Here is a 20,286-nt window from a genome sequence, read left to right as displayed (position 1 = left end):
CCTTCCTCAGAGGTCGACGACGCAGTCGCCGATGGGAGCGGAGACACAGATCTGGATGTCCTCGTCGGGTCGCGAGGACTCGACACCGGAGACGACGTTGCGCACGGTGCCCTCGGTCTTGCGGGTGGTGCAGGAGAAGCAGATGCCCATGCGGCAGCCGTGCTCGGGTCGCAGGCCCAGCGCCTCGGCCTGGTCGAGCAGCGAGGCACCGGTGTTGTCGGCCTGCTTTCCCGAGCGGGCGAACGACACCGCGCCCTCGGCGGTGCCGGAGGCGGTCATCGGGGGCTTGAAGTACTCCACGCGCAGCCGCGGGCTGCCGGCGTACGCCGCCTGGACCAGCTCGATCATCCCGGCCGGTCCGCAGGCCCAGGTGTCGGTGTCCTGGAACGCCGGCACCAGCTCGCGCAGCGCGGCCTCGCTGAAGCGCCCGCCGTCGGTCTCGTGGACGAGGTGGACGTCGACGTGGTTGTCGCCGCGGGCGACCTCGGCCAGCTCGTCGGCGAAGATCTGGTCCTCGGCGCTGCGGGCGTAGTGCAGGAACGTGACGCGGCGGTTGGCACGGCCGTCGTAGCCGTCGCGCAGGAGCGTGCGCACCATCGCCATGGCCGGTGTGATCCCCGAGCCGCCGGTGATGAACAGCAGGTGGTTGTTGGTGGGGGTGGCCGCGCTCTCGTGCATCACGAACTCGCCCTCGGCCTGGCCGAGGTGCAGCACCAGGCCGGGCTCGGCGTGCTCGACGAGGTGGCGCGACACCAGGCCCTCGGCGTGGGCGCGCACGGTGATGCTGACGCGCTCCCCCGGCAGCGACGCCGCCGACGACAGGGAGAAGCAGCGGGTGGTGCGCCGTCCGCCCGGCAGGTCGACACCGACCTGCACGTACTGGCCGGCGCGGTGGCCGCGCCAGCTGCTGGTCGGCTGGAGGACCAGGGTCGCGACCGGGTGCTCGCCGCCGGTCTCCCGACGCACCTCCACGACGCGGGCGCGCACCTCGTGGGCCGCCCACATGGGGTTGACCTGCTCGAGGTAGCGGTCCACGCCGTGCGGCGACGCGAGGGCTGCGACGGCGCGGGACCGGAGGATGGTGCCGGCGATGCTCATCGAGGTGCTCCCGTCATTGGGTGAACGTCTGTGCACTCAAAGTCTCGCGGGCGGGCCGCTCGGGGTCAACCGGGGCCCCGGGTGACGCCGCCCACCCCGCATCGCGACGCACGTCGGCGAGCACAGGTGTGCTCCGAGGCAGGTCGGACCCGGCGCAGTGGGCTGCGTCGGCGCGGTGGGCCTACGATCGACGCCATGACCGAGACCCGGGGTGAGCGCAAGGAGCGCACCCGCCGCGCGATCCTCGACGCCGCACTGGCCCTGCTGGAGGACAGCAGCCTGGTCGCGCTGTCGCTGCGCCAGGTCTCCAAGGAGGTCGGCATCGTGCCGACCGGCTTCTACCGCCACTTCGAGTCCATCGAGGCGCTCGGCCTGGCGCTGGTCGACGAGTCGTTCGAGTCGCTGCGCGAGATGCTGCGCGACGTGCGCCGCGGCGGCGAGGCGGGACCGCCCGGGTGGATGCCGATGGTCGACGGCTCGATCGCCATCCTCGACGACCACGTGCACCGTCAGCACTCCCACTTCGCGTTCATCGCCCGCGAGCGCACCGCCGGCCCGCCCCAGGTGCGCGACGCGATCCGGCACGAGATCGAGCTGTGCGAGCGCGAGCTGGCCACCGACCTGGCCCGCCTGTCCGGCACCGACGCCTGGTCGGCCGAGGACCTGCGGGTGCTGTCGGGCCTCATCGTCACCGCGATGGTCGCCTTCGCCGAGGACTCGCTGCACGCCGCCGGGCGGCCCGCGGCCGAGAAGCAGGTCGTCGAGACCGCCCGCACCCAGCTGCGCATGGTGCTCGTCGGCGCCCTGAACTGGTCCTCGCGCCCCTGACCGCCGCCGGCCCAGGTGAGGCCCGGGTGGGGCTCTCGGGCCGGGCTCAGGTGGAGGTGCGTCCCACCACCGGGCGCACGACGACCTCCGGGACCGTCGCGTCGCCCGGCAGGTCCACCACGTGCAGGATCGTGTCGACCACCGTGGCCGGGCTGATCCAGCGCGCCGCGTCGTAGGTGCGTCCCTCCTGCTCGTGCACCTTCTCCTGCATCGGGGTGGCGGTGCGGCTGGGGAACACCGTGGAGACCCGCACGCCGTGCTCGGCCTCCTCGGCCCGCAGCGCGTCGGCGAAGCCGCGCAGGCCCCACTTCGACGCCGCGTACGCCGACCAGGAGGCCGACGCGCTGAGCCCGGCGGAGGAGTTGACGAAGACCACGAGGCCCCGGCTGCGGCGCAGCGCAGGCAGCGTCAGCCGGGTCAGCACGGCCGGCGACACGAGGTTGACGTCGACCTGCTCGCGCAGGGCGTCGTCGCGCTGCTCGGCCACCGGGGCCAGCTCGACGACGCCGGCGACGTGGTGCACCACGTCGAGCCGCTCGGGCAGGCCCACCAGGGCGGCCACCGAGGCCGGGTCGGCCAGGTCGGCGACCAGCGTGTCGCTCCCGGGGTGTCGGCGGGCCAGCTCGGCCGCCCGCTCCTCGGTGCGGGCCAGCAGCACCAGCCGGTCACCGCGTGCGGCCAGCCGGTCGGCCAGCTCGGCGCCGATGCCCGACCCGGCCCCCGTGACCAGGTGGGTGCGCCGTCCGCTCACCTGGTCACCGGGTGAAGACGATCTTGCCGAACACGTCGCCGCCGGCCATCGCGGCGAAGCCCTCGGCCGCCTGCTCCATCGGCAGCACGCGGTCGACCAGGGGCCGGGTGCCGGTGGCGTCGAGCAGCGAGACCAGCGAGGCCAGCTCGCCGCGGGTGCCCATGGTGGAGCCGATCACGCTGAGCTGGAGGAAGAAGATGCGGGTGAGCTCGGCGTCGTCGAGGTCGGCACCCGAGGTGGTGCCCGAGACCACGATGCGCCCGCCGGGCTTCAGCGCCCGCACCGAGTGGCCCCACGTCGCCTTGCCCACGGTCTCCATCACGGCGTCGACCTTCACCGGCAGCCGGGCGCCCGACTCGAACACCTCGTGGGCACCGATCTCCAGCGCCCGGGCCCGCTTGGCCTCGTCACGGCTGGTGGCCAGCACGCGCAGGCCGGCCGCGCGCGCCAGGGTGATCACGGCGGTGGCCACCCCGCCGCCGGCGCCCTGCACCAGCACCGTGTCACCGGCCACCAGACCACCGCGGGTGAACAGCATCCGGTAGGCGGTGAGCCAGGCGGTCGGGAGGCAGGCGGCCTCCTCGAACGACAGCGAGGCGGGCTTGGCCACCACGTTGCTGCGGGGCACGACGACCTTGTCGGCGAAGGTGCCCTGGTGCTTCTCCGAGAGCAGCGACCGCTTCGGGTCGAGGGTCTCGTCACCGCGCCAGGCGGGGTCGCTGACCACGGCGTGGACGACGACCTCGTTGCCGTCCTCGTCGGAACCGGCGGCGTCGCAGCCCAGGATCATCGGCAGCGCCTCCTCGCGCAGGCCCACGCCGCGCAGGGACCAGACGTCGTGGTGGTTCAGCGACGCGGCCCGCACCGTCACCGTCGTCCACCCGTCGGGGGCCACGGGGTCGGGCCGCTCCCCCACCGTCAGGGCGGAGAGCGGGTCGTCGGAGGAGAAGCGGTCGGCGTAGACGGCGAACATGCACCCAACCTAGCCACGTGGGGGCGTCGGCGCGGGCCGGGTCCAGACCCGGGTACGGCGGCAGGTCAGCGGCGGGCCACGCCGTCGGCACGGGCCGCGGCGGCGACGGCCGACGCGACGGCGGGTCCGACGCGGGGGTCGAACGGCGACGGCACGACGTACTCCTCGGTGAGCGCGTCGCCGACCAGGTCGGCCAGCGCCCGGGCCGCCGCCAGCTTCATGCCCTCGGTGATCGCGGTCGCGTGGGCGTCGAAGGCACCGCGGAAGATGCCGGGGAAGGCCAGCACGTTGTTGATCTGGTTGGGGAAGTCGGAGCGACCGGTGGCCACGACGCGGGCGTGGCGGCGCGCGACCTCCGGGTGCACCTCCGGCGTGGGGTTGGCCAGGCCGAAGACGATCGCGTCGTCGGCCATCGTGGCGACGTGCTCCTCGGCCACCGTGCCGCCGGAGACCCCGATGTAGACGTCGGCGCCCGCGAGCGCGTCGGCCAGCGAACCGGTGCGACCGGTGGTGTCGGCGGTGATCTCGGCGAGCGCCTGCTTGACGTCGGTCAGGTCGCCGCGCGAGGAGTGCAGGACCCCCTTGCGGTCGGTGACGGCGAGGTCGGTGATGCCGGCCTCGAGCAGGATCTTGGCGACCGCGACGCCGGCGGCGCCGGCCCCCGAGATCACCACGCGGGTGGTGCCGGGCTGGCGGCCGGTGAGCCGCAGCGCGTTGGTGAGGGCGGCGAGCACCACGACGGCGGTGCCGTGCTGGTCGTCGTGGAAGACGGGGATGTCGAGCAGCGCCTTGAGCCGGTCCTCGATCTCGAAGCAGCGGGGGGCCGAGATGTCCTCGAGGTTGATCCCGCCGAAGCTGGGCGCGAGCCGCACCACGGTCTCGATGATCGCCTCGGTGTCGGTGGTGTCGAGGCAGATCGGGACGGCGTCGACGTCGCCGAACTGCTTGAACAGCACGGCCTTGCCCTCCATCACCGGCATCGCGGCGGCGGGGCCGATGTCACCGAGGCCGAGGACGGCGGTGCCGTCGCTGACGACCGCCACCGTGTTCGGCACCCACGTGTAGTGCTGGGTCAGCGAGGGGTCGGCGGCGATGGCCTCGCACACCAGGGCCACGCCGGGGGTGTAGGCCAGCGACAGCTCGTCGGGACCGGCCAGGGCGACCGACGACCGGATCGACATCTTGCCCCCGACGTGGAGGTCGAAGACGGGGTCGCCGGCGTGCGGGTGCGAGGGCTGGGCGGGCGCGGACTCGGACGGTGCGGTCATCACAGGACTCTCCGGGACGAGGAAGGGGGCCGACTACGGGCCGGGCGAGTGGCTCGACGCGAGGGGTGCCGCGGAGCCGTCGTGACCGACGGGGCTGTTGCGCCAGTCTGGCACAGCGCGCCCTCGCCACGGCCCGACGTCCGGCCATGCCGTGCGTCACAGCTGCGGCCCGGGTGCCCGCCGCGTCGCCCCCGCGGAGCAGGTCAGAGGCGGCGCGGGCGCGGCCAGGCCCGGGCCCGGGCCACCCCGAGCACCCGGTCGTCGGGCACGGGCCCGCGGTGGCGCGAGTCGATGCCCACCGACGGGTCGTCGCTGAGCAGCCACCAGCCCGGGTCGCCCGCGCGCGTCGTCCGCCGCTCGTGGACGCGCTTGACCGCGAGGGTGCCGTCGGCGAACCGCGCCACCACGACGTCGCCCGCCCGCACCGGGGCGCCCCACGCCACCCAGAGCCGGTCGCCGGGAGCCAGCGAGGGCGCCATCGAGGCGCCCGTGACCACCGCGACGCCCCACCGACGGGGGCGGCCGGCGGCCCGGCGCCGCGACGCCCACCCAGCCGGGTGGGACCCGCGGAGGACACCTCGTGCTCGGCCCGACACGCGGAGTAGTCTCGCAGCCGAGCCCAGCAGACCACTGAGCACCACGAGAGGAACCGCATGTTCGCGCGACTGTTCGCACCCACCGTCGAGGTCTCCGCCCACTGCGACCTGCCCTGCGGCGTCTACGACCCCGCGCAGGCCCGCATCGAGGCCGAGTCGATCAAGGGCATCATCGCCAAGGTCGCCGACAACGACGACCCCGACTTCCGCACCCGCGCCGTCCTCATCAAGGAGCAGCGCGCCGAGCTGGTCAAGCACCACCTGTGGGTGCTGTGGACCGACTACTTCAAGCCGCCGCACTTCGAGAAGTACCCGCAGCTGCACGTGCTGGTCAACGAGGCCACCAAGCTCGCCGGCGCCTCGGGCGCCAAGGGCACCCTCGACGCCGACGTGGCCGACCAGCTGCTGGCCAAGATCGACGAGATCGCCGAGATCTTCTGGGAGACCAAGAAGGCCTGAGCACCTCCGGCAGGCCTCCGGCCTGCACGGTCGACCGCTGGACGCCGCCCCGGTCCGCACGGGTTCCTCACGGAGCCCGGGCCGGGAGCGGCGTTCGGTGCGTTCCGGACCGTCGGCGCGCCACCCCGCGTCCCGACCAGGCCCGGGAGCGACGGTCACGGCGTCGCGCTCACGGTCGTGACCGGTCCCCCACGCCGTTGCGCTCCGCCCACAGGGCGGCCTGGGTGCGGTCGTGGACCCCGATCCGGGCGAACGTCGAGGTGAGGTGGGCCTTGACGGTGCGCTCGGAGATGTCGAGGCGCCGGGCGATCTGCTTGTTGGCCAGGCCGTCGCGGACCAGCGCCAGCACCTCGGTCTCGCGCGGCGTCAGGTCGACCGGACCGGCCGACTGCGCGCGGGCCGTCAGCAGGGAACGCGCGGCGCGGGGGTGGATCGGGGACTCTGCTTCATGGTGGTGCTCCTCCGGTGGGGGCGTGGTGGGTCGGGTCGCCCGGGTCGGCCGGTGTGCACGCCCTCGACGTCGCCGCTGGACTCCGGCTCCACCTGGAGGATGCCGCCCTGCGGGGCGTCCTCCGCCTGGATCGCGGCGCAAGCGAGGCGAGAGGGTGCGTGGCGTGGGGGGCCTTCCGGACGGTTCGGGTCGGTGGTCGGCCCGTGTCCTCAGTCAAGACCCGGGCGGGTCCAGGTCGCCAGGTGTCCGGTGGTCCTAGTACCCCTCCCACCCATGACCCGTGGACCACGCACGACGGACGCCCCGCCCCCTCGGAAGGGGGCGGGGCGTCCGGTGTCTCGGTCGTGCAGGTGCGGGTGGCGCGTCAGCGGGTGGTGCCGGGACCGAAGTCGCGGCTGCGGTGCTCGCCTGCGGTGCCGGTCGTACCCGTGGTGCCCGTGGTGCCGTGGGTGGTCGTGCCCGTGGTGCCGTGGTCGGTCACGTGGTCGGTGCCGGTGTGGGTGGTGCCGGTGCGGTGCTCGGTGTGGCTCTCGTGGCGCTCGGTCGGGCGCGCCACGTTGGTGTGCGTGTCGTGCTCGACGTCGCCCTCGGGCTCCTTGGCCAGCAGGAACGAGCCCACGGTCCACAGCAGCGAGCCGAGCGCGGCGATCCAGGGGCCGATCTCGATCGAGACGTTCTCGCCCCACTGGGTCGTGGAGATCGGGTCGAGGAGGAAGCAGATCGACCAGATGAGCGAGGCCAGGCCGACGGCCATCGAGGCCAGCGAGAGGCCGCGGTGCTGGCGGCGGTCGGCGCGCTTGGTGGCGTAGAGCAGGGCGAGGGCGAAGCCGATGGCCAGGAAGCCGAGCAGCGGGATGACGCTGTCCGACTCGTAGCCGCTCGAGGCGTTGCCCTCGGAGTCACCGGGGCCGAGGGTGATCCAGTCGAGCCAGACGGACACCAGCAGGATGATCGCTCCTGCGGTGGCGACGTAGGCGCCTAGCGGGTTGGCACGACGCACGTGGTCGTCGTGACCTGTTCGAGACTCTGTCTTGTCCATGCCGTCCGGTGTCCCGTCCGGCCCGGTTCACCTCCACCCCGAGGGGTGGACCTGGCAGGGTGGCGACAGCCGGTTTTGCCTGGTGTCGGTCGGGGTAGCACCTCCTGGTCGGCCTCCGCGTGACCGGCTGCACGAGGCGCTGCACCCCTGCGACCCCACCCGAGGACGGCCCATGCCCCAGCCCGCACCCGCGACCGACCCGAGCAGCGACCGGTCGGAGGTCGAGCTGCGGCTGCCCGCCGACGGGGTCTACGTCTCGGTGCTGCGCACGACCACGGCCGCGCTGGCCGCCCGCCTCGACTTCACCATCGACGACATCGAGGACCTGCGGATCGCGGTGGGCGAGGCGTGCGCCCTGGTGCTGCCCGAGTCGGTCCCGGGCGGCGACCTGGTGGGCCGCTACTTCCCGCGCCCCGGCGAGCTCACCGTGGCGGTGTCGGTGCAGGCGCTGGCCCCGACCGAGCCCGACCGCGACAGCTTCGCCTGGCAGGTGCTGACCACCCTGGCCGCCGAGGCCGCCGTGCAGGTGGCGCCCGACGCGCTCACGGTCGTGTTCACCGTGCGCGCGGCCGAGCTCGGAGCCGGCCTCTGAGATGGGCGATCCTCTCTCGGGCGACACCTCCTCCCCCCACGACCCGGTCGGCGCCGACGCCGCCGTGCCGGACGACGACCCCACCGATGCCGCGGACGACGGGCTCGACGACACCGCGACGCTCGACCTGGACCTCGACCCGCTCCTCGGTGACCCCGTGCTCGGCGACCCCGTCCTCGGCGACCCCGTCCTCGGCGACCCCGTCCTCGACCCGACCCTGACCGACGAGGCGGCGTCCGACCCCGCCGCGGCGGAGACCGCCGAGCCCGTGGTCGACGCCCGTCGCGCCGGGGTCGAGGCGACCCGCCGGCGCAGCGCCGAGCTGTTCCTCGACTTCCACGACCAGGACCGCCCACAGCACGAGCGCGACCAGGCGCGGGACGCCCTGGTGCACCTGCACCTGCCGCTGGTCGAGCACTGCGCCCGCCGGTTCCGCAACCGCGGCGAGCCCTTCGAGGACCTGGTGCAGGTCGGCACCATCGGGCTGATCAAGTCCGTCGACCGCTTCGACTCCGACCGCGGCGTGGAGTTCTCCACCTACGCCACCCCCACGATCATCGGCGAGATCAAGCGGTACTTCCGCGACAAGGGCTGGGCGATCCGGGTGCCGCGACGCCTGCAGGAGCTGCGGATGCAGATCGGTGCGGCCACCGCGGAGCTCACCCAGAGCCTGGGTCGCTCCCCCACCGCGCGCGAGCTGGCCACCAGCATCGGCTGCTCGGTGGAGGAGATCGTCGAGGGCATCGAGTCGAGCAACGCCTACTCGACGCTGTCGCTCGACGCCAGCGACGACTCCGACGACGGCGCCGCCTCCATGCTCGACGCCATCGGCGCGGAGGACGAGGGCCTGGAGCACGTCGAGATCAGGGAGTCGATCAAGCCCCTGCTCGACCAGCTCGACGCGCGGGAGAAGAAGATCCTGCTGCTGCGCTTCTTCCGCAACATGACCCAGTCGCAGATCGCCGAGGAGATCGGCGTCTCGCAGATGCACGTCTCACGGCTGCTCAACCGCACCCTCGAGCACCTGCGCCGCTCGCTGCAGGAGAGCGAGTAGCCGGCCCACGACCGGCCCCGGGTCACGACTGCCCGGGTCAGGGGGCCCGGACGGGTCAGTCCTCGCCCATCGGGTCGTCGGCCAGGGCCTCCACGCTGGCGGGGTGCAGCATGCCCGCCAGCACGATGCCGGCCACGACCACCAGCGCCAGCGCGATGCCAGGGGTGCCGCGGAAGCTCCAGGCGAGGCCGAGGGCGATCAGCTGCACCAGCAGGATCGGACCGCGCGTCCAGGCCTGCCCGTGGGTGACGCCCCAGGCGCAGGCCACCACGGCCGCACCGAGGAGGGCGAAGAACCCGGCCACCGTGTAGCCCATCGTGGTGCGCCCCGCCGAGAGGTCGGCCAGCTCGGCCGCGGCCAGCAGCAGCAGGACCAGCCCTTCGACGGCGGCGAGGGATGCCGCGACGACCAGCGGCGGCGGGGTCACGGATCGGTCGCTCACGACCCGAGCCTAGGCCCTGGCCCCGACCTCACCCACCCCGCGCGGCCGGTGACCGGCGCCCCGCGCGCCGGTCGTCGGCTCGTCACCCGTGCGACGTCTGTGACGCAGGAGACCAGCGATTTGGCTTGTTTAACGGTCCAATTGTTGGGAGTGTGGTGGAGCGCTCGTGAACGAGTCCGTTTCGTGGTGCCTTCGCACCGGCGCACCGCAGGCTTGCGTTGCCCCTGGCCTGCACATTTCGTACCAGAAAAGAGGGATCGCCCAGCGATGGACTGGCGTCACCGATCAGCATGCCTCGACGAGGACCCGGAGCTGTTCTTCCCGATCGGCAACACCGGTCCTGCCATCCTCCAGATCGAGGAGGCCAAGCAGGTGTGCCGTCGCTGCGACGTCCGCGAGCAGTGCCTCGCCTGGGCCCTCGAGGCCGGCCAGGACCACGGCGTCTGGGGCGGCCTGAGCGAGGACGAGCGTCGCGCGCTCAAGCGCCGCAACGCCCGGGCCCGCGTCCGCACCGCCTGAGGCCTCCCCCCTCGCTGGTCGCACGCCCGTCCGGACCCCACGTCAGGTGAGCGGCTCGAGCGGGACGTCGACCACGGCCCGCGTGCCGCGGGCGGTCGGCACCGGACCCAGAGCGAGCTGACCGCCCAGCTCCGACTCGACCAGCGTGCGCACGATGGAGAGGCCGAGGTTGGTCGAGCCGTCGAGGTCGAAGCCGGTCGGCAGGCCGCGTCCGTCGTCGTCGACGACGAGGCGCAGCCGCCCCGCCGTGCGGCGCACCTCGACGGTCACCTCGCCGAGCAGGCCCTCGGCCAGCACCTCCTCCACCGTGCGAGGTGCTGACCGGTGCTGGACCGGCGGCTCGTAGCCGTGCTCGACGGCGTTCTGCAGCAGCTCGGTCAGCACCATCGCCAGCGCCGTGGCCGACTCCGACGACAGCTCGCCGAACGAGCCCGCGCGGCGCACGCGCACCCGGCTGCCCACGGCGCTGACATCGGTGACCATCGCGCAGAGCCGGTCGGCGATCTCGTCGAAGGCCACCGTCTCCTCGACGGCCTGGCTCAGCGTCTCGTGCACGATCGCGATGGTGCCCACCCGCCGCACGGCCTCCTCGAGCGCGGCCTTCGCGTCGTCGGAGCCGATGCGACGCGCCTGGAGCCGCAGCAGCGCCGCGACGGTCTGCAGGTTGTTCTTCACCCGGTGGTGGATCTCGCGGATCGTGGCGTCCTTGGTGACCAGCTCGCGGTCGCGCCGACGCAGGTCGCTGACGTCGCGCACCAGCACGAGCGCCCCGGTGCGGGTGCCCTGCGGGCGCAGCGGGATCGACCGGGCCACCAGGGTGACCCCGTCGGTGCCGAACTCCGCGTCGCGGTGGCCGCGCCCGCCCATCACCGCGCTGAGCGTCTCCTCGTCGGGGCGGCGCCGCGGTGGCACCAGGTCGCGCACGAGGTCGGCCAGCGAGAGGCCGGCGAGGTCGCCGGAGAGCCCGAGGCGGCGGAACACCGACAACGCGTTGGGGCTGGCGTACTCGACGTGGCCCGCGGCGTCGACGCGCAGGAACCCGTCGCCGACGCGGGGGGTGTCGGTGTGGTCGCTGCGCTGCCCGGCTGCGGGGAACCAGCCGCCGGCGATCATCTGCGTGAGGTCGGCGGCGGTCTGCAGGTAGGTGAGCTCCAGGCGGCTCGGGGTGCGCACGCCGAGCAGGTTGGTGTTGCGGGCGACCACCGCGATCACCCGGCCCTCCCGGCGCACCGGGATGCACTCCACCCGCACCGGCACGTCGTCGCGCCACTCGGGGTCGCCCTCGCGCACGAGCCGCTGCTCGGCCAGCGCCGCGTCGAGCAGCGGACGCCGCCCGGTGGGCACGAACGTGCCGATCACGTCGTCGACGTACGCCGTGGGGCCGGTCGTCGGGCGCATCTGGCCGACCGCCCAGAAACCGCTGCCGGCACGGTCGGGCAGCCACAGCACGAGGTCGGCGAAGGACAGGTCGGCGATGATCTGCCAGTCGGCCTGCAGCAGCTGCAGCCAGGCCACGTCGTCGGCGTCGAGGTCGGTGTGGGACCTCACCAGCTCGGTCATCGACGGCACGACGCCGAGCCTACGGCGGGCCCGGCCCGGTCGCCGCGCGGGCACTGTGCCGGTGCTGTGCGGGCGCTGGTCGGGTCCTGTGCGGGCGCCGTGCGGGCGCCGGGCGGCGCGGGGCCGAGGGTGCGCGGGCGGCCCGGCGTCAGGCAGGATGAGTGCCATGTCGGGTGCGTACTGGAGACAGGTCCACGCCGACGGCCTCGCGGTGCCGTCGGACCGCCCCCTGGACGAGCTGACCGCCGAGCTCACCACGATGCTGGGCGACGCCGACCCGGAGACGCGCGACGGCACGGCCCGCCCCACGCTGGCCGCCTGGGTGGCCCGCGGGGTGTACGACGACCTGCTCGCCGGCCTCGGTGACGGCATGGCCGCCGGGCTCGTCGTCGGTCTCGGCGAGCGCGGCACCGACACCGTGTTCCGCCGCAGCGGGTCGGTGCTGGTGCTGGCCGAGTGCGTGACGCGCGACAACCGGCGTCCGCTCGTGGCGGGCGGCAAGGTGCTCGACTGGGCCGACCGGATCATCACCTGGCTGCTGCGCGAGCAGGACCTGCGCGGCTTCGTGCCCGGCAAGGGCTGGGCGCACGCCGTGGCCCACGGGGCCGACGCCGTGGGGGCCCTGGCCGCCTCGCCCCACCTCGGCCCCGCCGAGCTCACCGTGCTGCTCGACGTGGTGGCCGACCGCCTGCTGCTCGCCGGACCCGACCGGCTCCTGCACGGCGAGGAGGACCGGCTCGCGCAGGCGGTGACCGAGGTGCTGCGTCGCGACGCGGTGCCGCTGACGGTGCTGGAGCCGTGGGTCGCCCGGGTCGCCGAGGCGGCCGCCGCCCGCGGCGTCGACGGCGACACCGACCCGTTCCTGCGCGGCGGCGACGCGGAGGCCTTCCTGCGCGCGCTCTACCTCCAGCTGGCCCTGGGCCCGCGACCGCCCGCCGTGCGCGCCGACCTGCTGCTCGTGGTCGTCGACGCGCTCCGCACGACCAACCCCCACCTGCGCCCGCCCACCGCGTGAGCCCGGTCACGACCCGTGGGTAGCCTGCGGACATGACGGACGCACCGGCCCAGCCCACCACGCCCCCGACCGACGTCCCCGGTGGCGAGGTGTCCGGCCACGCCGGCCAGCTCGCGGTCACCGTCGCACGCGCCCACGGCGTGGAGACGATGTTCACGCTGTCGGGCGCCCACGTCTTCCCCATGTACGACGGCGCCGTGACCGCGCAGCCGCCGATGCGGCTGCTCGACGTGCGCCACGAGCAGACCGCGGCGTTCGCCGCCGAGGCCACCGGCAAGCTCACCCGGGTGCCGGGGCTGGCCGTGCTCACCGCCGGGCCCGGGGTCACCAACGGCGTCAGCGCCATCGCCCAGGCCCAGTTCGCCGGCTCGCCCATGGTGGTCGTCGGCGGCCGCGCCCCGCAGAACCGCTGGGGCAGCGGCAGCCTCCAGGAGCTCGACCAGCCGCCGATCCTGGCGTCGGTCTCCAAGCAGGCCCGCACGCTGGCCACGGCCGGCGACGTCCTCGGGGGCGTGCACGAGGCGTTCACCGCCGCCGGGTCGTCGCACCGCGGCCCGGTGTTCGTCGACGTGCCGATGGACGAGTTCTTCGCCTCCTCGTCCGGTGTGCTGCCCGAGGTCGGCACCGGTCGCGGCGCCGAGCCCGACAGCGACGCGGTCGACCGCATCGCCGCCCTGCTCGCCGCCGCGGAGCGGCCCGTGCTGGTGCTCGGCACCGACGTGTGGGCCGACCGCGCCGAGGTGGCCGCGCTGCGGCTGGTGGAGGAGGCCGGTCTGCCGGCCATCACCAACGGCATGGGCCGCGGGCTGGTGCCCGGGGGCCACCCGCTGCTGGTCACCAAGGCGCGCAGCGCGGCCCTCGGCGGAGCCGACCTCGTCGTGGTCGTCGGCACCCCGCTCGACTTCCGCCTGGGCTACGGCGTCTTCGGCGGGAAGGACGGCGCCACGCCGGCCGCGGTCGTGCACGTCGCCGACTCCCCCGGCCAGCTCGCCGCCCACGCCGAGCTCGCGGCGTCGGTCAGCGGCGACCTCACCCGCGTGCTCGACGGTCTGCTCGCCGGCATCGACCGCCGTGACCGGCCCGACCGCTCCGCGTGGGTGGGCGGCCTGCAGGACACCGTGCGCGCCGCGGTCACCCGCGACGCGGCGCTCCTCGCCGCCGAGGCCGACCCCATCCACCCCGCCCGCATCTACGGCGAGCTGGTGCCGCGCCTGGCCGACGACGCCGTGGTGATCGGCGACGGCGGTGACTTCGTCAGCTTCGCCGGCAAGTTCGTCGAGCCGAAGCGGCCCGGCGGCTGGCTCGACCCCGGCCCCTACGGCTGCCTCGGCGCCGGGCTCGGCGCGGCCATCGCCGCCCGCCTGGCGCGCCCCTCGGCGCAGGTCGTGCTGCTGCTCGGCGACGGCGCCGCAGGCTTCTCGCTGATGGACGTCGACACCCTGGTGCGCCACGGCCTGCCCGTGGTGATGGTGATGGGCAACAACTCGGCGTGGGGCCTGGAGAAGGGCCCGATGCAGATGCTCTACGGCTACGACGTCGTCGCCGACCTCGCCGAGCAGACCCGCTACGACGAGGTCGTGAAGGCGCTCGGCGGCGCCGGCGAGCGGGTCACCGACCCGCGCCAGATCGGCCCCGCCCTCGACCGCGCCTTCGCCTCCGGCGTGCCCTACCTGGTCAACGTCATCACCGACGTGGACGCCGCCTACCCGCGGGCGACGTTCGGCATCTGAGGGATGTCGTTCACCATCGCCCTGGCCGACCCCGACCCAGGCCACCTCGCCGAGGTCGGCGAGGTGACCGCGGCGGCGTACGCCGGCTTCACCCTCGGGCCCGACGACCCCTACGTCGCGAAGCTGCGCGACGCCGCCTCGCGGGCCGCCCAGGCCGAGCTGTGGGTGGCCCTCGAGGACGGCCGGCTGCTCGGCAGCGTCACCAGCTGCCCGCCGGGCTCGCCGTGGCGCGAGGTGTCACGCGACCACGAGGGCGAGTTCCGGATGCTCGCGGTGGCCCCGCAGGCCCAGGGCCGCGGGGTGGGGCGTGCCCTGGTCGACCACGTGGAGGCGCGCTGGCGCGACGCCGGCGCGACCGCGATGGCCCTGTCGAGCCTGCCCGGGATGGCCACCGCCCACCGGCTCTACACCGGCCTCGGCTACGCCCGCGACCCCTCCCGCGACTGGGCGCCGCTGCCCGGCGTCGACCTGCTCGTCTTCGTCAAGGAGCTGCGATGACCGACCTGCACGCCGTGCTGACCTTCACCGTCACCGGCGACGACACCGCCGCGGCCCTCGGCTCGGGCTCGCTGCCGGTGCTGGGCACGCCCCGGCTGCTCGCGTGGTGCGAGCAGGCCACCTGCGCGGCGCTGGAGCCCACGCTGGCCGCGGGGGCCACCAGCGTCGGCACCCGCGTCGCGCTCGAGCACCTCGCCCCGTCGGCCGTGGGCCAGCGCGTCGAGGTGAGCGCGACGTCGTCGTACGCCGACGGCCGGCTGCACCGCCTCGCGGTCGCCGCGCGCCACGTCGGCGAGGACGGCGCGGCCGGCAAGGTGGTGGCCTCGGGCGAGGTCACCCGGGTGGTCGTCGACGCCGAGCGCTTCCTGTCCCGCGGGTGACCCGATTTCCCCGGCGCCGCCTGATCTGAGAAACTCACTCCCTGACCCTTTCGACGGGTCGTCACCGATCCGCAGAGGAGAACACCATGGGCAAGACCGGACGCAAGCGCCGCGCTCGCAAGAAGAAGGCCGCGAACCACGGCAAGCGCCCCAACGCCTGAGCGCAGGCCACCAGCAGCGGACCCCCGAGCCACCCGGCCGGGGGTCCGCTGCGTCTCCCGGGGAGCCACCGCGAGGCGGCCGGCGCGCCCGCCCGGGACGACCGCCTGAACCGCGGGGGAACACTTCTCGACCACCCGCGGAAGCCTGCGTCGCGACCCTCCTGGGGACCGGGTCGGCGCCGCTAGCGTGCGGCGCGTGCCTGACATCTCCGGAGACCGTCGTACGTTCCTGCGCACCGTCGGCGTGGTCGCCGGTGCCGCGGCCCTGGGCGGCCTGCCGCTCGACCACGCCATGGCGGGGCCGGGCATGCCCAGCGGCGACCCGTTCACCCTGGGCGTGGCCAGCGGCGACCCCGACCACCACAGCGTGGTGCTGTGGACGCGGCTGGTGCCCGAGCCGCTGACCCCCGACGGCGGCATGCCGGCGCGGCCCACCGCCGTGGAGTGGCAGGTCTCCGCCGACCGGTCGTTCCGCCGCGTGGTGCGCTCCGGCAGCGTGCGGGCGCTGCCCGGGCTGGCCCACTCGGTGCACGTGGAGGCCGGAGGCCTGGCGCCCGACCGCGAGTGGTTCTACCGGTTCCGCTGGAACGGCCACGTCTCCCCCGTCGGACGCACCCGCACCGCCCCGGCGCCGGGCGCGAAGGTCGACCGCCTCGACTTCGCGTTCGCCTCGTGCCAGAACTACGCCGACGGCTACTGGCCCTCCTACCGCCACCTCGCCGCCGACGACCTCGACCTCGTGGTGTTCCTCGGCGACTACGTCTACGAGGGGAGCCTGCCCGCCCGCGGGCGCGAGCGGTCGGTGGCGATCCCCGAGGTCTACCGCGGCGACACCGACGACCTGCGCGGCTGGCGGCTGCGCTACACCCTCTACAAGCAGGACCCCGACCTGCAGCGGGCCCACGCCCGCTTCCCGTGGCTGGTCACCTGGGACGACCACGAGGTGGTCAACGACTACGCGGGCGAGCAGTCGCAGTACGGCGACGGCGAGATCGCCGCGATGCGCGCCGCGGCGTACCAGGCGTGGTACGAGCACCAGCCGGTGCGGATCTCCTCGCGACCCACCGCCGACGGCGGCGCCCGGATCTACAAGCGGCTGCGCTGGGGCCGGCTCGCCCAGGTCGACCTCGTCGACGGCCGGCAGTACCGCGACGTGCCGCCGTGCGGCTGGGGCGAGGCCGACGCGTGCGATGCGGCCTACGACCCGTCGGTGACCATGCTCGGCGCGGAGCAGGAGCGCTGGCTGCACCACGGCCTGAAGCGCTCGCGCGCGCAGTGGGACGTGCTGGCCAGCAACGTGATGCTGGCCCGGCTCGACCACGACGGCCCTGAGGGCGACCGGCTCTGGCACGACGCCTGGGACGGCTTCCCGGCCGCGCGCCAGCGGCTGATCGGCGCCTGGCGCGACGCCGGCACCCGCAACCCGGTCGTGGTGACCGGCGACTGGCACTCCACGTTCGTCAACGACATCCACGCCGACTTCGACCGGCCCGGCTCCCCCGTCGTCGCCACCGAGTTCGTCGGCACCTCGATCAGCTCCAACGGCGACCGCACGCCCTACGGGCCCTACTACGGGCCGATGATCCCGTTCAACCCCCATATCCGGTTCTTCGACGGCGACCGGCGCGGACACGTGCGGTGCACCGTCGACCGCGAGCGGTTCCGCGCCGACCTGCAGATGGTGCGCACCGTGACCACGCGCGAGGCGGAGCGCTACACCTACGCGTCGTTCGCGGTGCAGGACGGCACGCCGGGCGCCGTGCGGCTCTGAACGTCGGGGCCGGGGCCCCGGCTCCGGGTGCCGGTCCTGGGCGTCGGTCCCGGGCGCCGGTCCTGGGCGTCAGTCCTGGGCGTCGGGGCGGCGTGCGTCGCGCCGGGCCTGCAGCCGCTCCTGGGCCGCGCCCCGGAACGCCAGGCACGGCGCCTCGGCGCCGCGGTGCTTCTCGTCGAGGTGGAACACCCAGCGGTCCATGGCCGCCATGAACCCGTTGTCCTCGCCGGGGCGGTACGCCGACCAGCTGCGCCGCCCGGCCACGGTGCACTCCGCGCAGCTGATCTTGTAGACCAGCGCCTCGTCCTCGCCCACGTCGATCTTCACCCGAGCCAGCGGACCCGCCTCGCGGGCGGCCTTCCTCTCGCGCGCCGAGCGGCTGGCCGTCATCTCGTACCCCTCCGGTCGCCGGCGCGGACCGTCCGCGCCGCCGCCCCCCGCAGGGGACGCCCGAACCCTACGGTGGCGTCGTGTCCCCCGACGACCTCGTGCCCGGCCCGAGCGGGGTGCTCCACCCGCCGCCGCCCCGCCCGGGGCGTGGAGGCAGGATCGGGGGGTGACCGAGACGACCTCCCGCGCCGCCGTCGAGCGGCTGCTCGCCCGCATCACCGACGTCGACGCCGCGGTGGGGTCGGTGATGACGGTGCACCCCGAGGCGCTGGCGCAGGCCGACCGCCTCGACGCGGAGACCCGCGCGGGACGCACCCGCGGGCCGCTGCACGGGCGCGCGGTGCTGGTGAAGGACAACGTCGACACCCACGACCTGCCCACCACGGCCGGCTCGCTGGCGCTGGTCGACGCGCCCCCGCCGGCACGCGACGCGGTGCTGGTGGAACGCCTGCGCGCCGCCGGCATGGTGGTGCTGGGGAAGACCAACCTCTCGGAGTGGGCCAACCTGCGCGACGAGCGGTCCACGTCGGGCTGGAGCGCCGTCGGCGGGCTCACCCGCAACCCCTACGCCCTCAACCGGTCGGCCGGCGGCTCGAGCTCGGGCAGCGGCGCCGCGGTGGCGGCCGGGCTGGCGCCGTTCGCCGTCGGCACCGAGACCGACGGCTCGATCACCTGCCCGGCGGCGTTCAACGGCTGCGTCGGCCTCAAGCCGACCGTCGGCACCGTGCCGACCCGCGGGGTCGTGCCGATCTCGCGGTCCCAGGACGCCCCGGGGCCGATGACCACCACCGTGCGCGACGCCGCCGCGTTGCTCGACGTGATGGCCGACGGGACGCGCGACCACACCTCCCACGCGGTGCCGGGCCGGCTCGCGGGCAAGCGGATCGGGGTGCCGCGCGGCCCGTTCTGGGGCTACTCCCCTCACGCCGACGCCGCCGCCGAGCGTGCCGTGGCGCTGCTGTCGGCCGAGGGCGCCACCGTCGTCGACCACACCGACCTGCCGCACCTGCCCGACGAGGTGTGGGAGGACGAGCTGCTCGTGCTGCTCGCGGAGTTCCGCTCGGGGGTGGCCGACTACCTCGCCACCCGCGCCGGCGACGTGCCGCGCACCCTGGAGGAGCTGGTGGCCTTCAACACGTCGCACGCCGACACCGAGCTGGCCCACTTCGGGCAGTCGCTCTTCGAGCGTGCGCTGGCGGGGCCCCTCGACGGCGAGCCCGAGCACGAGCAGGCCCGGGCACGTGCGCTGCGGGCCACCGGCGCCGACGGCATCGACCGGGTGCTGCGCGAGCACCGGCTCGACGCGCTGGTGACGCCGTCGTACGCCCCGGCGGGCCCGATCGACCTGATCGGCGCCGAGGCATTCGCCGGCTCCTGCAGCGGACCCACCGCGGTGGCGGGCTACCCGCTGCTCACGGTGCCGACCGAGCTGGCCGCCGGGATGCCGGTGGCGGTGTCGTTCTGGGGCACGACCGGCAGCGAGGCGACGCTGCTCGAGGTCGGTGCCGGCTACGAGGCCGCGCGCGACCGCACCAGCGGTCCGCTGCCGGCGCCGACGTACCCGACGTTCGTCTGAGCCCGGGCGCCTCCACGGGGGCGGGGCAGGAGCACCCTCGGCGGACGGCGCCCCCGTCGGCCGTGGCCTCGCGGGTCCGGTCGTCGGGGGTCGTCGACCCGAACCCGTGGTCGTCGGCCGAGGCTTCGGTCGACGACCGAGGGTCTCACCGGACGTCCGGTGGGACCCGCGCTGTCCTGCTCAGGACTCGCTGATGCGCTGCTGCACCTCGCGCACCTGCTTCATGACCCGCAGGCGCAGGGCGTCGGGCGCCGACTCCGAGCACGAGCGGGCCACGATCTGCTTCACCGTCACCTGGAGGTCGTACTTCTCCAGGCACGGGTTGCACGTGTCGAGGTGGGCCTGCACCGCCGAGCAGTCGGAGGCGTCCAGCTCGTTGTCGATGAAGTAGACGATCTGCTCGAGGTAGTCGGCGCACTCGCTGGCGGTGACGTCGTCGGGCCCGGCCGTGTGGTCGTGGCCGCTGTGGTCCTGGGTCATGACGCGGTCCCCTCGGTGCGGGTGGCGGCCGTCAGGTCGCGTGCACGGGCGTAGTCGGTGAGCATGTCGCGCAGCTGGCGACGTCCTCGGTGGAGGCGCGACATCACGGTCCCGATGGGGGTGTCCATGATCTCGGCGATCTCCTTGTAGGCGAAGCCCTCCACGTCGGCGAGGTAGACCGCGAGGCGGAACTCCTCGGGCAGACGCTGGAGGGCGTCCTTGACCTGCGAGTCGGGCAGGTGCTCGAGCGCCTCGGTCTCGGCCGACTTCAGTCCGGTCGAGCTGTGCGACTCGGCGCGGGCGAGCTGCCAGTCCTCGACGTCCTCCGACATCGACTGCTGCGGCTGCCGCTGCTTCTTGCGGTAGGTGTTGATGAACGTGTTGGTCAGGATCCGGTAGAGCCAGGCCTTCAGGTTCGTGCCGGGACGGAACTGGTGGAAGGAGGAGTACGCCTTGGCGAACGTCTCCTGCACCAGGTCCTCGGCGTCGGCCGGGTTGCGCGTCATCCGCATCGCGGCGGAGTACAGCTGGTCGAGGAAGGGCAGCGCGTCGCGCTCGAAGCGGGCGGAGCGCTCCGCCTCGGTCTCGGTGGCGAGGTCGACCGGCGCGTCGGCCGGGGTCTCGAAGGTGTCGGTCATCGCGTCCCAGACTAGGC

At 74.4% G+C, this 20,286-nt stretch carries 24 protein-coding genes; 12 read left to right on the top strand and 12 right to left on the bottom strand.

Annotation, left to right across the window (positions count from 1 at the left end):
* Positions 1–6: 6 nt before the first annotated feature.
* Positions 7–1,098, bottom strand: coding sequence for a ferredoxin reductase (locus AC4OR8_RS17875; protein ID WP_492166957.1), 1,092 nt, complete (start codon positions 1,096–1,098; stop codon positions 7–9).
* A 195-nt stretch (positions 1,099–1,293) separates the two neighbouring features.
* Between AC4OR8_RS17875 and AC4OR8_RS17870 the strand changes: the two genes are divergently transcribed.
* Positions 1,294–1,926, top strand: coding sequence for a TetR family transcriptional regulator (locus tag AC4OR8_RS17870; protein ID WP_492166956.1), 633 nt, complete (start codon positions 1,294–1,296; stop codon positions 1,924–1,926).
* A gap of 46 nt (positions 1,927–1,972) precedes the next feature.
* Here AC4OR8_RS17870 and AC4OR8_RS17865 read toward each other — a convergent pair whose 3' ends face one another.
* The 4 genes from AC4OR8_RS17865 to AC4OR8_RS17850 all read right to left on the bottom strand — a co-directional run bounded on the left by AC4OR8_RS17865 (position 1,973) and on the right by AC4OR8_RS17850 (position 5,415).
* The gene (locus AC4OR8_RS17865) at positions 1,973–2,677 is read right to left on the bottom strand and encodes an SDR family oxidoreductase (protein ID WP_492166955.1); all 705 of its coding nucleotides are present in this window, start codon (positions 2,675–2,677) and stop codon (positions 1,973–1,975) included.
* Between the two features lie 4 nt (positions 2,678–2,681).
* Entirely contained in the window at positions 2,682–3,650 is a 969-nt protein-coding gene (locus AC4OR8_RS17860) for a zinc-binding dehydrogenase (protein WP_492166954.1), read from the bottom strand.
* Positions 3,651–3,715: 65 nt separating this feature from the next.
* Positions 3,716–4,918, bottom strand: coding sequence for an NAD(P)-dependent malic enzyme (locus AC4OR8_RS17855; protein ID WP_492166953.1), 1,203 nt, complete (start codon positions 4,916–4,918; stop codon positions 3,716–3,718).
* Between the two features lie 203 nt (positions 4,919–5,121).
* Complete coding sequence (locus tag AC4OR8_RS17850) at positions 5,122–5,415, bottom strand: S24 family peptidase (protein ID WP_492166952.1); 294 nt, start codon at positions 5,413–5,415, stop codon at positions 5,122–5,124.
* A 156-nt stretch (positions 5,416–5,571) separates the two neighbouring features.
* Between AC4OR8_RS17850 and sodN the strand changes: the two genes are divergently transcribed.
* A complete protein-coding gene (gene sodN / locus AC4OR8_RS17845) occupies positions 5,572–5,973 on the top strand; it encodes a superoxide dismutase, Ni (protein ID WP_492166951.1) in 402 nt (133 codons plus the stop codon).
* A 169-nt stretch (positions 5,974–6,142) separates the two neighbouring features.
* On the opposite strand, the gene AC4OR8_RS17840 is transcribed toward sodN, so the two are convergent.
* On the bottom strand, positions 6,143–6,565 hold the full coding sequence (locus AC4OR8_RS17840) for a helix-turn-helix transcriptional regulator (protein WP_492166950.1): 423 nt from the start codon (positions 6,563–6,565) through the stop codon (positions 6,143–6,145).
* A gap of 223 nt (positions 6,566–6,788) precedes the next feature.
* Positions 6,789–7,463, bottom strand: a complete 675-nt coding sequence (locus AC4OR8_RS17835; RefSeq protein WP_492166949.1) for a hypothetical protein — start codon at positions 7,461–7,463, stop codon at positions 6,789–6,791.
* 172 nt (positions 7,464–7,635) lie between these two features.
* On the opposite strand from AC4OR8_RS17835, the gene AC4OR8_RS17830 reads away from it, so the two are divergent.
* Together AC4OR8_RS17830 and AC4OR8_RS17825 are read left to right on the top strand one after the other, a co-directional pair.
* On the top strand, positions 7,636–8,055 hold the full coding sequence (locus tag AC4OR8_RS17830) for an anti-sigma factor (protein WP_492166948.1): 420 nt from the start codon (positions 7,636–7,638) through the stop codon (positions 8,053–8,055).
* 1 nt (position 8,056) lies between these two features.
* Positions 8,057–9,109 carry an RNA polymerase sigma factor SigF gene (locus tag AC4OR8_RS17825; protein WP_492166947.1) on the top strand — a complete coding sequence of 351 codons (1,053 nt, stop codon included), beginning with the start codon at positions 8,057–8,059 and terminating at the stop codon, positions 9,107–9,109.
* A 55-nt stretch (positions 9,110–9,164) separates the two neighbouring features.
* On the opposite strand, the gene AC4OR8_RS17820 is transcribed toward AC4OR8_RS17825, so the two are convergent.
* Positions 9,165–9,551 (bottom strand): hypothetical protein, encoded by a 387-nt coding sequence (locus AC4OR8_RS17820; RefSeq protein ID WP_492166946.1) that lies wholly within the window; start codon positions 9,549–9,551, stop codon positions 9,165–9,167.
* Positions 9,552–9,818: 267 nt separating this feature from the next.
* Here AC4OR8_RS17820 and AC4OR8_RS17815 point away from each other — a divergent pair, with 267 nt between their 5' ends.
* Positions 9,819–10,070 carry a WhiB family transcriptional regulator gene (locus tag AC4OR8_RS17815; protein ID WP_027863177.1) on the top strand — a complete coding sequence of 84 codons (252 nt, stop codon included), beginning with the start codon at positions 9,819–9,821 and terminating at the stop codon, positions 10,068–10,070.
* Between the two features lie 42 nt (positions 10,071–10,112).
* Here the strand turns inward: AC4OR8_RS17815 and AC4OR8_RS17810 are convergent, their stop codons facing one another.
* Positions 10,113–11,639 (bottom strand): sensor histidine kinase, encoded by a 1,527-nt coding sequence (locus AC4OR8_RS17810; protein WP_492166945.1) that lies wholly within the window; start codon positions 11,637–11,639, stop codon positions 10,113–10,115.
* Positions 11,640–11,796: 157 nt separating this feature from the next.
* Here AC4OR8_RS17810 and AC4OR8_RS17805 point away from each other — a divergent pair, with 157 nt between their 5' ends.
* The 6 genes from AC4OR8_RS17805 (at position 11,797) to AC4OR8_RS17780 (ending at position 17,185) form a co-directional block, all read left to right on the top strand.
* Entirely contained in the window at positions 11,797–12,645 is an 849-nt protein-coding gene (locus AC4OR8_RS17805) for a DUF2785 domain-containing protein (protein WP_492166944.1), read from the top strand.
* 32 nt (positions 12,646–12,677) lie between these two features.
* A complete protein-coding gene (locus AC4OR8_RS17800) occupies positions 12,678–14,375 on the top strand; it encodes an acetolactate synthase (RefSeq protein WP_492166943.1) in 1,698 nt (565 codons plus the stop codon).
* A gap of 3 nt (positions 14,376–14,378) precedes the next feature.
* Positions 14,379–14,873, top strand: coding sequence for a GNAT family N-acetyltransferase (locus tag AC4OR8_RS17795; protein ID WP_492166942.1), 495 nt, complete (start codon positions 14,379–14,381; stop codon positions 14,871–14,873).
* Positions 14,870–15,253, top strand: a complete 384-nt coding sequence (locus AC4OR8_RS17790) for a thioesterase family protein (protein WP_492166941.1) — start codon at positions 14,870–14,872, stop codon at positions 15,251–15,253. Before AC4OR8_RS17795 ends, AC4OR8_RS17790 begins: the two co-directional genes overlap by 4 nt.
* Before the next feature lie 86 nt (positions 15,254–15,339).
* A complete protein-coding gene (locus AC4OR8_RS17785) occupies positions 15,340–15,414 on the top strand; it encodes a 50S ribosomal protein bL37 (RefSeq protein WP_371863162.1) in 75 nt (24 codons plus the stop codon).
* A gap of 196 nt (positions 15,415–15,610) precedes the next feature.
* Positions 15,611–17,185, top strand: a complete 1,575-nt coding sequence (locus tag AC4OR8_RS17780; protein ID WP_492166940.1) for an alkaline phosphatase D family protein — start codon at positions 15,611–15,613, stop codon at positions 17,183–17,185.
* Positions 17,186–17,254: 69 nt separating this feature from the next.
* Here the strand turns inward: AC4OR8_RS17780 and AC4OR8_RS17775 are convergent, their stop codons facing one another.
* On the bottom strand, positions 17,255–17,575 hold the full coding sequence (locus AC4OR8_RS17775) for a hypothetical protein (RefSeq protein ID WP_492166939.1): 321 nt from the start codon (positions 17,573–17,575) through the stop codon (positions 17,255–17,257).
* Between the two features lie 166 nt (positions 17,576–17,741).
* Here AC4OR8_RS17775 and AC4OR8_RS17770 point away from each other — a divergent pair, with 166 nt between their 5' ends.
* Positions 17,742–19,151: an amidase family protein gene (locus AC4OR8_RS17770; RefSeq protein ID WP_492166938.1), complete on the top strand. Its 1,410-nt coding sequence runs from the start codon at positions 17,742–17,744 to the stop codon at positions 19,149–19,151.
* Between the two features lie 180 nt (positions 19,152–19,331).
* On the opposite strand, the gene rsrA is transcribed toward AC4OR8_RS17770, so the two are convergent.
* Together rsrA and AC4OR8_RS17760 are read right to left on the bottom strand one after the other, a co-directional pair.
* Complete coding sequence (rsrA, locus tag AC4OR8_RS17765; protein ID WP_492166937.1) at positions 19,332–19,631, bottom strand: mycothiol system anti-sigma-R factor; 300 nt, start codon at positions 19,629–19,631, stop codon at positions 19,332–19,334.
* Positions 19,628–20,269, bottom strand: coding sequence for a sigma-70 family RNA polymerase sigma factor (locus AC4OR8_RS17760; RefSeq protein ID WP_492166936.1), 642 nt, complete (start codon positions 20,267–20,269; stop codon positions 19,628–19,630). Before AC4OR8_RS17760 ends, rsrA begins: the two co-directional genes overlap by 4 nt.
* Positions 20,270–20,286 lie beyond the last annotated feature (17 nt).

The sequence above is a fragment of the Nocardioides sp. FY1077 genome (genome assembly GCF_058681775.1).
The sequence above is the reverse complement of the archived record's forward strand: the minus strand, read 5'-3'. Positions and strand labels throughout refer to the sequence as shown.